The 11842-nt window shown below is 60.9% G+C and carries 9 protein-coding genes; 5 read left to right on the plus strand and 4 right to left on the minus strand.

The window, feature by feature from the left end; genetic code table 11:
• Positions 1-16 precede the first annotated feature (16 nt).
• The gene (gene gshA, locus I6L46_RS20170; RefSeq protein ID WP_216976905.1) at positions 17-1615 is read left to right on the plus strand and encodes a glutamate--cysteine ligase; all 1599 of its coding nucleotides are present in this window, start codon (positions 17-19) and stop codon (positions 1613-1615) included.
• 81 nt (positions 1616-1696) lie between these two features.
• On the opposite strand, the gene I6L46_RS20175 is transcribed toward gshA, so the two are convergent.
• On the minus strand, positions 1697-3487 hold the full coding sequence (locus I6L46_RS20175; protein ID WP_216976907.1) for a long-chain fatty acid--CoA ligase: 1791 nt from the start codon (positions 3485-3487) through the stop codon (positions 1697-1699).
• Positions 3488-3672: 185 nt separating this feature from the next.
• On the opposite strand from I6L46_RS20175, the gene I6L46_RS20180 reads away from it, so the two are divergent.
• Positions 3673-4218, plus strand: coding sequence for a hypothetical protein (locus I6L46_RS20180; protein WP_005340504.1), 546 nt, complete (start codon positions 3673-3675; stop codon positions 4216-4218).
• Positions 4219-4256: 38 nt separating this feature from the next.
• Here I6L46_RS20180 and rimI read toward each other — a convergent pair whose 3' ends face one another.
• Both rimI and I6L46_RS20190 read right to left on the minus strand, forming a co-directional pair.
• On the minus strand, positions 4257-4706 hold the full coding sequence (rimI, locus tag I6L46_RS20185; protein WP_040067507.1) for a ribosomal protein S18-alanine N-acetyltransferase: 450 nt from the start codon (positions 4704-4706) through the stop codon (positions 4257-4259).
• 109 nt (positions 4707-4815) lie between these two features.
• Positions 4816-5250 (minus strand): DNA polymerase III subunit psi, encoded by a 435-nt coding sequence (locus I6L46_RS20190; protein ID WP_216976909.1) that lies wholly within the window; start codon positions 5248-5250, stop codon positions 4816-4818.
• Between the two features lie 313 nt (positions 5251-5563).
• On the opposite strand from I6L46_RS20190, the gene I6L46_RS20195 reads away from it, so the two are divergent.
• From I6L46_RS20195 to I6L46_RS20205, 3 genes are all read left to right on the plus strand, one after another.
• Entirely contained in the window at positions 5564-7177 is a 1614-nt protein-coding gene (locus tag I6L46_RS20195; protein WP_108612909.1) for an ATPase RavA domain-containing protein, read from the plus strand.
• Between the two features lie 9 nt (positions 7178-7186).
• The gene (gene viaA / locus I6L46_RS20200; protein ID WP_216976911.1) at positions 7187-8641 is read left to right on the plus strand and encodes an ATPase RavA stimulator ViaA; all 1455 of its coding nucleotides are present in this window, start codon (positions 7187-7189) and stop codon (positions 8639-8641) included.
• 227 nt (positions 8642-8868) lie between these two features.
• Positions 8869-10716, plus strand: a complete 1848-nt coding sequence (locus I6L46_RS20205) for a diguanylate cyclase (RefSeq protein ID WP_216976913.1) — start codon at positions 8869-8871, stop codon at positions 10714-10716.
• A gap of 141 nt (positions 10717-10857) precedes the next feature.
• Here the strand turns inward: I6L46_RS20205 and I6L46_RS20210 are convergent, their stop codons facing one another.
• Entirely contained in the window at positions 10858-11580 is a 723-nt protein-coding gene (locus I6L46_RS20210) for an SDR family oxidoreductase (protein ID WP_216976915.1), read from the minus strand.
• Positions 11581-11842: the final 262 nt, after the last annotated feature.

Here is an 11842-nt window from a genome sequence, read left to right on the forward strand (position 1 = left end):
CACATGAGCCGTGAATATGACTACAACAAGCTTGTCGCTCACCGAGTTGCTGAATGCGTTGGGATCACCGGAGCGCCTCACCGCGCTCAAGGGGATCCGGCGCGGGATCGAGCGTGAATGCCTGCGCATCACGCCGGATGGCCGACTCGCCCAGAGTGACCATCCCCGGGCGCTGGGCTCGGCCCTGACCCATCCCAATATCACCACCGACTACTCGGAGAGCCTGCTGGAGTTCATCACCCCGGCCACCGACTCCATCGACAGCCTGATGGAGCAGCTCGGCGACATCCATCACCATGTGATTCAGCATCTGGGTGATGAGCGGATTTGGCCGCTCTCCATGCCCTGCTTCGTCGGCGGGGAAGAGAGTATCCGGCTGGCCCAGTACGGCAGCTCCAACATCGGCCGGATGAAGACCCTCTACCGTCAGGGCTTGAAGAACCGCTACGGCAGCCTGATGCAGGTGATCGCCGGGGTGCACTTCAACTTCTCCATGCCAGACAGCTTCTGGAGCGAGTGGCAGGATCTGGTGTGCGAAGGGTGCTGCAGCCAGCGCTTTATCTCCGATAAATACATGGGGCTTATTCGCAACGTCTACCGTTTCGGCTGGTTGGTGCCCTATCTGTTCGGCGCCTCCCCGGCCATCTGCGAATCCTTCCTCAAAGGGCGCAAGAGCAACCTGCCGTTCGAGAATACCGGCAAGGGTACCCTCTATCTGCCTTACGCCACCGCGCTGCGTCTCTCCGATCTCGGTTACACCAACAGCGCCCAGGCTGGGCTCAAGATCAGCCACGACAGCCTGCCAGCCTATGTCAGCAGCCTGCGCCGCGCCATCAACACCCACAATCCCGACTTTGCCAAGATCGGGGTCAAGGTGGATGGGGAGTATCGTCAGCTCAACGACAACGTGTTGCAGCTGGAGAACGAGCTATACGCCCCGATCCGCCCCAAGCGCACCCCGCGCAGCGGCGAGAAGCCCTCGGATGCGCTGGATCAGCGCGGCATCGAATACATCGAGCTGCGCACCGTGGACGTCAACCCCTTCACCCCGCTCGGCATCGATGCGGATCAGATCCGCTTCTTCGACCTGTTCCTGGTCTGGTGTCTGCTGCGCCCCTCTCCGGTGCTGAGTGACGAGGAGATTGCCCGCAACCGCCGCAACCAGAACAAGGTGGTGCTGGAAGGGCGTCGTCCCGGCCTGACGCTGGAAGATGAGCAGGGCAATGCCATTGGCCTCAAAGAGTACGGCCTCAAACTGTTCGACGAGCTGGCTCAGGTGGCCGATCTGCTGGATCGCTGCTGCGGCCGCAACCGCTATCGCGAGACGCTGGCGATGCATCGCGAGAAGCTGCTCAACCCCGAGCTCACCTATTCCGCCCGCATGCTCAAGGAGCTGCTGGAGAGCGGCAAGGACAACGGCTGCTATGGCGACAAGCTGGCGACCCGCTATCGCGAGGAGCTGCTGGCAGGGGAGCTGCAGTACTGGGATGAGGCCTACTTTGCCGGTGAGGCGAAGGATTCGCTGGCCAAGCAGCGGGAGCGCGAGCGCAGCGACAGCCTGTCGTTCGATGACTTCCTGGCCGACTACTTCGGTACCAATACCACTACGGCCTGAAGGCGGGTTCGTACCAACCAAGGTGCCAACAAAAAGCCGCTCGAGTGAGCGGCTTTTTTATTTCTCTGAACCTGAGCGATATCAGACGTGGTTATACATGGCCTCGATTTCGCTCTGATACTTGGCTTCGATGATCTTGCGGCGCAGCTTCATGGTGGGGGTCAGTTCACCCAGCTCCATGGAGAAGGCGCTCGGCAGCAGGGTGAACTTCTTCACCTGCTCGAACTTGGCCAGCTCTTTTTGCAAGTCGGCGATGCGTGCTTCGAAGAACTCCATTACCCGGGAGTGGCGCAGCAGCTCGGTCTTGCACTGGTACTGCAGGTTGATGGAGCGGGCGTACTCCTCCAGCGACTCGAAGCAGGGGACGATCAACGCCGAGACGAAGTGGCGGGCATCGGCGACGATGGCGATCTGCTCGATAAAGCGATCCTTGCCGATGGTCCCTTCCACCAGTTGCGGGGCCACGTACTTGCCGTTGGAGGTCTTCATCAGCTCCTTGAGGCGCTCGGTGAAGTAGATATTACCATGGCTGTCGAGCTCACCGGCATCGCCGGTACGCAGGAAGCCATCCTCGGTCATCACTTCTGCGGTGGCTTCCGGTTTGTTGTAGTAGCCGCGCATCACGGTGGGCGAGCGCACCAGCAACTCGTTGTTCTCACCCAGCTTCACTTCGATGCCGTTGAGTGCCGTGCCGATGGAGCCGAGCTTGAACTGGCTCTCTTCGTAGCAGCAGACGGTGGCGGTGGTCTCGGTCATGCCGTAGCCGTACTTGAGATTGAGCCCCATCGCCTGGAAGAAGAGGTTCACATCGTCGGCCAGACGGGCGCCCGCCACCGGCAGAAAGCGGGTGCGGCCGCCGAAGCGGGCGCGCAGCTTGCGAAACACCAGTCGCTCGGCAAGCCAGAGCTGGCCGTAGAGCAGCGGGGAAGCGGACTTGCCCGCCTGACGGGTGGCAACCATCTGTTTTCCGACCCGGGTCGCCCAGCCAAACAGGGCGCGGCGCAGAGCCGGAGCCTGAGCCACCTTGGCCTGGATCATGGCATAGGCCTTCTCGTAGAGGCGCGGCACGGCGCACATCACGGTCGGCTGCACCTCGCCAATCACATCCATCACCTTCTGCGGATCGCGGATATAGACGTTCTCGGCGCCGCAATAGAGCACGTAGTAGCTCCAGGCCCGCTCGAACACGTGGCTGAGCGGCAGCATGCAGAGCGACACATCCTGTTCGTTGAGGTCGAGACGGCTGTTGTGCATCTCGAAACAGGCAGCGATGTTGCTGAAGTCGAGCATGACCCCCTTGGGCTCGCCTGTGGTGCCGGAGGTGTAGATCAGGGTCAGCAGATCATCCATCCGGTACTGGGTTTCCCGTACTCGCAGCTCCTGCTCGCTGGGCTGATGGTTGCCGGAGACCAGAAATGTCTGGAAGTGGCTCGCCTGCTCGCAGCCGCGTAGATTGACGTTGCCATCGAGAGCGACGATCTGGCGGATTTCGCCGTTTTGCAGCAGGGTCAGCGCCTGATCGAACTGGGGTTGTTCGCCAACGAACAGTACCTTGATGCCGGCATCTTTGACGATGTAGCGCAGCTGATCGAGCGTGCTGGTGGGGTAGATAGGGACGCTGACACCGCGGGCGGCAAGGATGCCGAGATCGGCCTGGGTCCATTCCGGCATGTTGCGGGCATAGATGCCGACCATTTCGGTTGGCTGGTGGCCGGCACGGATCAGCGCCTGTGCGCAGTAGTCCATGGCCTGGCCCAGAGTACGCCAGCCGATGGCGCGCCACTGGCCATCTTGCTGAACCCGCAGGGCAGCCTTGTTGCCAAGCTGGGCAATACGTTCACGCATCAGTCGAACCAGATGAAGCTTCGGCATCAGTTAAACATCCTTTAATTACAGTTGTACGCCCGCGAGGGCACTAAAAATCGGGCTAGAGTTTAAACTCCAACATTACAGCTTACAAGTGTTCGCCGTTTGTCTTGGATCACAAAGAGCGCAAATAGCTCTCCCTTTGCTCAGACTGGCCGATACTGCTAGGAGGCAGAGAGAGGGTTAACGATATGAATCTGTGGGTGAAAGGGGCGTTGGCCGCGGTCGGGCTGATGGTGGTGGGGGGCGCTGCGTTTTGGTTCTTTGCCGGAACGTCATCACAGGGGCCCGCCAATCCTTGGTATCAGGGGGCCGAGGGGTATCAGCAGGCGCAGCAACAGGCGCTGGCGTTGGGCTATCCGCTGCTCTATGTGCTGGAGACCCCCAAGTGCCGCCGCTGTGGCGATCTGGAGAAGAAATTCTGGCAGAGCAAGGAGATGGCTGGCCCGCTTGCCCGGTTGGTGAAAGTGCGGCTCAACCCGGGCAAGGGGGATGGCAGCGAGCAGATCCTGCGCCGCTTTCCCAAAGTCGCCACGCCGCCCGGCATCTATATTCAGCAGCCGGGGCAGCCCCTCAGACCCATCAAGATAGTGGTGGATATCGACCAGATCTGGATGCCTGGAAAAACCTGGCAGCGTGGCTTCTATATGCCGCTCTCCGGGGCCGGATTCGAGGCGGTGGTGCATACCACCCTGGCCTTGCAGGATCCGGCGCTGGACAACGCCCCCCTCGATTGAGGGGGGGCAAAAGGCTTGGGCGCGACGAATAGGCTGGATCAGCCGAAATCGAACAGTCGCGACATCAACACCGCATCTTCCCTGTCGTTGCCGGTGCCGTAGTAGTCGGCGCGGCGGCAATATTCGGCAAAACCGGCGCTCTCGTAGAGGTTGATGGCTGTCTGGTTACCGGCCCGCACCTCGAGAAACCAGGCCTCTGCCCCGGCTTGCTTGCTGCGCGCCAGATAGGCCTGCAACAGCGCCCGTCCCAACCCCTTGCCCTGAAACGCCGGATGCACGCAGATGTTCATCAGCGAGCTGTCACCGGCCACCAGATCCGAGATATAGAAGCCCGCCGGGGAACCATCGACCAGCATCAAGCCGTTGAGATAGCGAGGGCCGAAGCAGGAGAGCAGGTTGGCCTCACTCCACGGCTCCTTGTGGGCGGCTTGCTCGATGGGGTAGACAAAGTCGAAATCGCTCTCGAGCAGGGGACGAAACTCAGGCATGGGGGCTCCGGATGGCAAGATGTTGGGCACTGGGGTTGGCAGAGGCGGCATTTGTAAAATCAGGTAAAAAGAGCGGCATCTCAGTGGGTCTTGGCGGCATGATGCAGGGTCACGCCGCGCTGGCCGCAAGGTGCTGGCGCAGCTGTTGCCACAGGGCGCGCTTTTGCGCGGCGCTGGGGGCGAGCGGGCAGATCAGCGCATCAGGCCGCGCGGGGTTGGCCTCCGTCAGCCAGAGCAGGGGGGGGGCGCCCGCCGTTTGCAGATCGGCAGGCGGCAGCTCGCTGAGCAGTGAGACCTCGTCGGGGGTCATGCCGAGCAGCTGGCAGATATCCGCCAGCAGCGTGGTGGCAGGCAGCTGAGGCGCCAGCAACCAGAGTTTGCCGCTGGGCAGCGGAGCGCGGGTGGCCGGTGTCGTCTGGCCGGGTTGTGCGGCATCTTGCTCCAACTCAGGCTCGGGTGCTGCGCCCAGCAATGCCGGACGACGCAGTTGCCAGCTTTGAATGCCCATGCGGGCCAACATGCTCTGACGAACGGGATCTTGCATTTGAGGCGACTCACTCTTGATCTGCATTGGGGAAAATTGTGTTGCGCAGGGTACACTCGAACCGCTTTTGCTGCACCCTTTGCAACGCATCATCTGGCGCATGCGGGCATGGTGCTCATCACGACACTGGCTATGCATGGGCGCAGCACGCTGCCGATATGGTATCGCACTGCCTTTGCGTTTTTCCTGCCAGAGGCGGGTATTGTGCGGCAAGAGATACCAGAATAAACATCATAACAAGACAAAACCCAAGGTCGAGCAAATGGATATCGCGCCTTGGGGCTAACATCATCCCAGCTTCGGAACACTCTCTATGTCGTCTTTAGCTCAAGCCCAGAACCCTGCGCGCCTTATTCCCATCCAGGAGCGCTTGCCCCGGCTGCTGGCCGCCCTCGGTGAGGGACTTTACGAACGGCAGGATGCCTTGCGCCTCGGTCTGCTGGCGGCCCTCAGCGGTGAGAGTGTCTTCTTGCTGGGGCCACCCGGTATTGCCAAGAGCCTGATCGCCCGCCGCCTCAAGCTGGCCTTTCACGACGCCCGCCACTTTGAATACCTGATGACCCGTTTCAGTACGCCGGAGGAGGTGTTTGGCCCCCTCTCCATTCAGGCGTTGAAAGAGGATGGCAAATATCTGCGTCTCACCACAGGTTATCTGCCTGAGGCCGAAGTGGTGTTCCTCGACGAGATCTGGAAGGCGGGCCCTGCCATCCTCAACACCCTGCTCACCGCCATCAACGAGCGGCAGTTTCGCAACGGTGACAGCCAGCACCCTATCCCGATGCGATTGCTGGTGACCGCCTCCAACGAGCTGCCGGCACAGGACAGCGGGCTGGAAGCGCTCTACGACCGGATGCTGGTGCGGATCTGGATGGACCGGGTGCAGGAGAAAGCCAACTTTCAATCCATGCTGGCCAGCGATGGCCACGCCCACCAGAACTTGCCGGAATCCCTGCAGATCCGGGGGGATGAGTATGAGCAGTGGCAGAGCCAGATTGAACAGGTGCGCCTGCCGGATGCCTGTTTCGAGCTCATCTACCAGCTGCGCCAGCAGCTCGACAGTCAGCTGGCCCATCGCTGCTATGTGTCGGATCGTCGCTGGAAGAAGGCGGTACGGCTTATCAAGGCGAGCGCTTTCTTCAATGGCCGCGATGAGGTTGCACCGGTAGATCTGCTGCTGTTCAAGGATTGTCTCTGGCATGACGAGGAGTCCCGCACCGCCCTGCTGGAGATGATGACCGAGTTTTCCCGCCTTTACGGCTATCAGCAACTGGCGATGACCCGTCAGCTGCTGGCGCTGCGGGATCAGTTCAAACAGCTCAAACAGAGCGTGGCCCAGCGCCTGTGCACAAAGGCCCGGCAACGCAAGCAGTGGTTTGGCCGGCGGGCCCGGGGTATCGAGATCCCGCTTGCCAATGCCAGACCCTTTGGCAAGCAGGTGCACTTCCATCTGCTCACCCCGGCGCCGCTGGATGGCGGCGATCCCGAGCGCCTCACCCGCACCCTGGTGTTCGATCGCACCTTGCTCTCCCACTGGCGCCCCACCGGTGAGGCGCTGGTGGGTTATGAGTTTGGCAACCCGAAAGAGGGGCATTACGAGCTGGTACTGGACGATGAGCTGCGGCTGCAGGTGCTCGATATCCAGCGGCAGCAGATCCCGCTGGTTTTGATGGAGCGCAACGCCATCCCCGAGGTGGTGCTGGCGCCCTGGTTGCAGTCGCTCGACGAGCAGCTGGTTCAGGTCGGCAAGGTGATGCAGGAGCTCAAGCAGCAGCGCAGCCTGTTCGAACGTCACCAGCAACACCTCTTTATCGCCCAGCGCTGGCTGCAGCAGGTGGAAGACAGCTTCTTTGTGCTGAACCGAGATCTCGAACTGCTGCGCAACGAGCTGACCCAGTGGCGCGAGCGGTTGCCAAGGCTGGACGAGTAAGGAGCGCTCATGCTTGAGATCGGCATGCTGGATCTGGGCCTTCTCATGGGAGAGGGTGAGCTTGCGGGAGAGGTGGTGGCGCTGCTGGCGGCCTCGCCCAAGATTTCCGAATTTATCAAACGCTCCCCGCTACAGGGCAAGCTGCTGAAAAAGCGCCTGCAGAGTTGGGGCGAGCAGCTTGGTGAGGAGATCCGTCACAAGCCGGTGCCGGTGGCGCTGGAGCAGGAGTACCTGCTCTATCAGGCGCACCGGCAACTGCCGATGACCGAGCTGATTGGTCGCCTGCCCGGCTTGCTGGAGTCGCTGGAGCAGTACAGCCCCTTCGCCGGTGAGGCCAGATCCTTGGTGCGTCAGCTGACTGCTCACCCCACCGAGGGGCTGCGCCAGCTCTTTATCGACAAGTGGCGCGCCAGTCTGGTGGGGAGCCTGCTGCAACTGCAGCAGCAGATCGCCGAAGCGGAGCGGGAGAAGCAGCGTCAGGAGATTGAAGATCAGCTGCTGGCGAGCCGCACCCTGGCCGATGCCCTCGATCCCAACCAGATCTCCGCCGGTGGTTTGTGGGATCTGGCGCAGGGGCACTGGCACAAGCGGAGTCTGGTGCTGGTCAAGCAGTATGCCCGCATGTTGCAGCGCGAGCCCTTGCTGGCGGAGATTGCCGGTCTGCTCGGGCGCAGCGAGCGGGATCGGCGGGCGCAGGAGCAACCTGTGCCGCCGGTTCAGGTGCTGGAGCTGGAGCCAGCCCCCAGTGACGATGTGCCGGACGATCTGGTGGGCATCCATCAGGCGAACGATCTGATGAGGTTACTGCCAAGTGAAGCTGTGATGCTGGGGCTGCCGGAGCTGGAGCTGGAGTTCTATCGCCGCTATCTGGAGCGGCGCCTGCTCAGCTATCAGTCACGTGGCACCTTGCCGCGCCAGCGCATCATGCTGCGCACCCCGGAGCAGGGGGGGCAGCAGTTGCAGCAGCGAGGCCCCTTTATCGTCTGCGTCGATACTTCCGGTTCCATGGGGGGATATCCCGAGGAGTGTGCCAAGGCGCTGTTTCTGGCGTTGCTCAAGGTGGCGATGGATGAGAAGCGCGGCTGCTACCTGATGCTCTTCTCCACCGAGGTGGCGACCCTCGAGATCACCGCGGATACCGGTCTGGACAAGGCGGAGCGCTTTCTCTCCATGAGTTTTCACGGCGGTACCGATCTGGTGCCTTGTCTGGAGAAGGCGCTGGCCAAGCTCGATGATCCCGCTTTTGCCAAGGCGGATGTGCTGGTCATCTCCGACTTTATCGCCCAGAGCCTGCCCCATCCCCTGCTCGATCAGATGAACCGCTATCGTCAGCGCCAGACCCGTTTTCACGCCGTCGCCATGTCCCGCCACGCCAAGCAGGCGCTGCTGCGGATCTTTGACAACAGCTGGCTGCTCGATTGCGGCCTGCGCGGCCGGCTGCTGCGGCGCTGGCAGCATCACTAGTGACCGGGAGGGGGCAACCCCTCTCGGATGGTTATCCCGCCCCCTCTTTTTCGCTGTGCGTCCCCGCTTTCATTCCAACGCGATGATATCGCAGTAAAATGTGACTAGCCTGCCATTCGGGCTCTCTGTCCGGGTGATAGCCTTTACAACCATTGTTACAGGCGAAAAGATGATGATTTTCCGGCATCGGCTTGCCCGATGATCTTTCCCATTGATCCGGAGTGTGTATGAGCCGACTTGCCTTGCTGCTGTTGCTGGCGGTGTTCGGGCTGGCAGCCAAACCCTTGTCCCCCGAGCAGTTGGAAAATGAACTGGGAGGGATGGAGCGGGTCTACCAGCCGATCGAGTTGTTGCGGGAGCGCCTTGCCCGTTTGCAGCGGGACGGCAACGCCTATCCGCCGTCGCAGCAGATGCGGATCAGTCGTCTGGCTTGCTGGGCCCAATCGGCCGATGACATGCAGGAGTCCCGTACCGCCATCGCCAATGCGGAGCGGATGCTGGCCATTGCGCGCGAGGAGGGTGATGACGCCGCCGTGGCGGAACTGACGATTTGCCGCGGCTGGTTCAATCAGCTGCTCGGCGAGGTAGCGAAGGCTCGTCACGATTACGATGAGGGGCTGCGGCTGGCAAGAGAGGCCGCCGTGCCAAAGCTGGAGGCGCTGGCGCTGGCCCGCCGGGGGGCCATGCTGTCTTTTCAGGGGGTCTCAGGCCTGGGGCTGATGGATCTCACCAAGGCGCACAATATCTATGAGCAGCTGGGGTTGCCCACCTGGTATCACCAGGCGCAGCTCGAGATTGCAGCCACATTTCGTCGTATGGGCCTCTATGCCGAAGCGCTCGCCACCCTCAACCGGTTGAGCGAGCATTTTGCCAGGAGCCACGATGGATTTGGCTCGGCAAGGCTCAGTGATCAACTGGCTATGGTCTATCTGCAGACCGGGCGTTATCAGGATGCGCTGGGCGAGCTTGAACGCAGTGCGGCCTTTTATAATCAGCCTCAATATCTGATTGAGCATGCCGAACGCATGGTGATGCAGGCCGAGGCTCTGCTCGGGCTGGATCGCCCCGCTGATGCCGGACGCTTGTTGGCACAAGCTGCGAAGGTGCTCTCTCCCGATGTTGATCCCATCCTCCATGCGCATCTCGAGCTGGTGCGGGCGAGGTTGAGAGTCGAACAGCAGGAATCGGCGCCAGCCTTGCGTGCGCTTGAGAAGATTGAGCCGATTTTGAAGGTGGAAGGGCACGTGCGCTTTTTGCTCGAGCTCTACTGGGTACGCAGTCGGGCGCTCGAGTTGCAAGGCGACTATCCGGCGGCGCTCGCCGCATTGCGGGAGCATCTGGTGCAGGAGCAGCGGCTCGATCAGCTGTTACGGGAACAGAGCACGGCCTGGGTTCGCGGCGAGTTCGAGCTGGCCCGTCAGGAGGGGGAAAACGAGCGACTGCGAGTCGAGCAGAAACTGCAGCAGCAGGAGCTGGAGCAGGTCAAGGAGCGTCGTTTCTGGCTGCTGGTGGTGATGGTGCTCTGCGGGGTACTGGCGCTGCTGACGATGGGGTGGCTGCTTGATCGCAACCGTCGGATGCGTCGTCTGGCCTTTACCGATGAGCTGACCGGCATCAACAACCGCCGTCGGGTGCTGCGGCAGGGCAGCGATATGTTGGCGCTGGCTCGCAGGCAGGGCACGCCATTTTGTCTGCTGGTGTTCGATATCGATCACTTCAAGCGGATCAACGATACCCTGGGACATCATCAAGGAGACAGGGTGCTGCAATGGGTCTCTCGGGCGGCAGATCGACAGCTGCGACACCAGGATCAGTTGGGGCGTACCGGCGGAGAGGAGTTCTTGATCCTGCTGCCGGATACCAGCCTTGAAGAAGCGTGCCGGGTGGCTGAGCGGATCCGTCACTCGGTTGCCAACCGGGCGCTGCCCGGCATGTCGTACCCGGTAACCATCAGTATCGGATGTGCCTCTCTGCGAGACGATGATCAGGATCTGGCGGCCCTGATCCAGCGTGCCGACAATGCGCTGTATCGTGCGAAAGAGGCGGGGCGCAACCGGGTGGAAACAGATAACTGACGGGCTGGATATTGTCACTCAGCAGGATGTCATCGCTATTCGGGATCACTCTGATACGGCGAGGATGATCGTCCCCTGCGCTCGTTCTTGCCTGCGATGACAGATTGGCAAGCGCGAGCGCAGAAGACAGTCAGAAGGGCGTTATGCCCAGGCGCTGCCACCATTGAGGTGAAGCACTTCACCATTCATGTTGTTGTTGCTCATCAGGAACAGCGCGGCCTGCGCATAATCCTCTCCCTCTCCCAAGCGCTTCAAAGGCAGGTTTTGCGCCACGGCAGCCACTTTTTGTGGGTCATTGCCCAGTGCTTTAAGCAGCATGGGTGTGCGCATGGGGCCCGGGTTGATGACGTTGATCCGACGGGGGGTCAGCTCGGTAACCAGACTGTGAGCCAGCGTTTCAACAGCGCCAGCTGCAACGGCAGGGAGTGCTTTACCTAGTTGTGGGCGGCGCGTCACCATCCCGGACGTGAGCACGATGGAGCCGCGTTCGGACAGTTTGGGGGCTGCGGCGCGGATCGCATGAACACTTCCCCAGAAGCGGCTGTCCATGTTGATTTTCAAGTCTTCGATGGCAGCGGTGAGAAAGCTGCCTGGTCGCATGACGGCGGCGGTAATGACGAGATGATCCAGCGAATCCAGCTGGTTGAAAAAGTGATTGACGGAGTCAACGTCGAGAATATCCAGTTGATGGCCACTGGCACTTGGGCCCAGTTCAGCCAGCGCAGTGGCAAGCTGCTCACGGCTGGAACCGCCGATAATGACCTTGGCGCCTTGCTCGATCGCTTGGTGGGCGGTGGCCAGGCCAAGACCCGAGGTACCACCGATAATGACGATCTGTTGATTGTGCAGGGTGGAATGTTTCATGTAATGACCTCTCCATTATGTAGATACGATTTACATATTTGTAGCTGGATAGGGAAAGTCCAAGTATGAAAATTTATCAAGAGTGGTTGTTGCTGGCATGGGGAGGAGGCCAAGTCCACGTGGTCCGGATGTTGCCATCCGATTCGGAGTGTTTGATTTTCTGTTCAGTTGGAACCTGTGGAACGGCTGAGCGGCCAAATTATCATCTCTTGTCAGGCTGGGTATTTTTCACTCGCGCGGGTATAATGTCGCGCAATTTTGC

It is taken from the genome of Aeromonas sp. FDAARGOS 1416, from assembly GCF_019048085.1.
In the GTDB taxonomy this organism is placed as follows: Bacteria; Pseudomonadota; Gammaproteobacteria; order Enterobacterales; family Aeromonadaceae; genus Aeromonas; species Aeromonas veronii.

What these genes read in the sequence shown, in the direction of transcription:
- I6L46_RS20175 (WP_216976907.1), bottom strand. Translation starts at nt 3,487, where the DNA reads ATGCCGAAGCTTCATCTGGTTCGACTGATGCGTGAACGTATTGCCCAG.
- gshA (WP_216976905.1), top strand. Translation starts at nt 17, where the DNA reads ATGACTACAACAAGCTTGTCGCTCACCGAGTTGCTGAATGCGTTGGGA.
- I6L46_RS20190 (WP_216976909.1), bottom strand. Translation starts at nt 5,250, where the DNA reads ATGCAAGATCCCGTTCGTCAGAGCATGTTGGCCCGCATGGGCATTCAA.
- I6L46_RS20205 (WP_216976913.1), top strand. Translation starts at nt 8,869, where the DNA reads ATGAGCCGACTTGCCTTGCTGCTGTTGCTGGCGGTGTTCGGGCTGGCA.
- viaA (WP_216976911.1), top strand. Translation starts at nt 7,187, where the DNA reads ATGCTTGAGATCGGCATGCTGGATCTGGGCCTTCTCATGGGAGAGGGT.
- I6L46_RS20180 (WP_005340504.1), top strand. Translation starts at nt 3,673, where the DNA reads ATGAATCTGTGGGTGAAAGGGGCGTTGGCCGCGGTCGGGCTGATGGTG.
- I6L46_RS20195 (WP_108612909.1), top strand. Translation starts at nt 5,564, where the DNA reads ATGTCGTCTTTAGCTCAAGCCCAGAACCCTGCGCGCCTTATTCCCATC.
- I6L46_RS20210 (WP_216976915.1), bottom strand. Translation starts at nt 11,580, where the DNA reads ATGAAACATTCCACCCTGCACAATCAACAGATCGTCATTATCGGTGGT.
- rimI (WP_040067507.1), bottom strand. Translation starts at nt 4,706, where the DNA reads ATGCCTGAGTTTCGTCCCCTGCTCGAGAGCGATTTCGACTTTGTCTAC.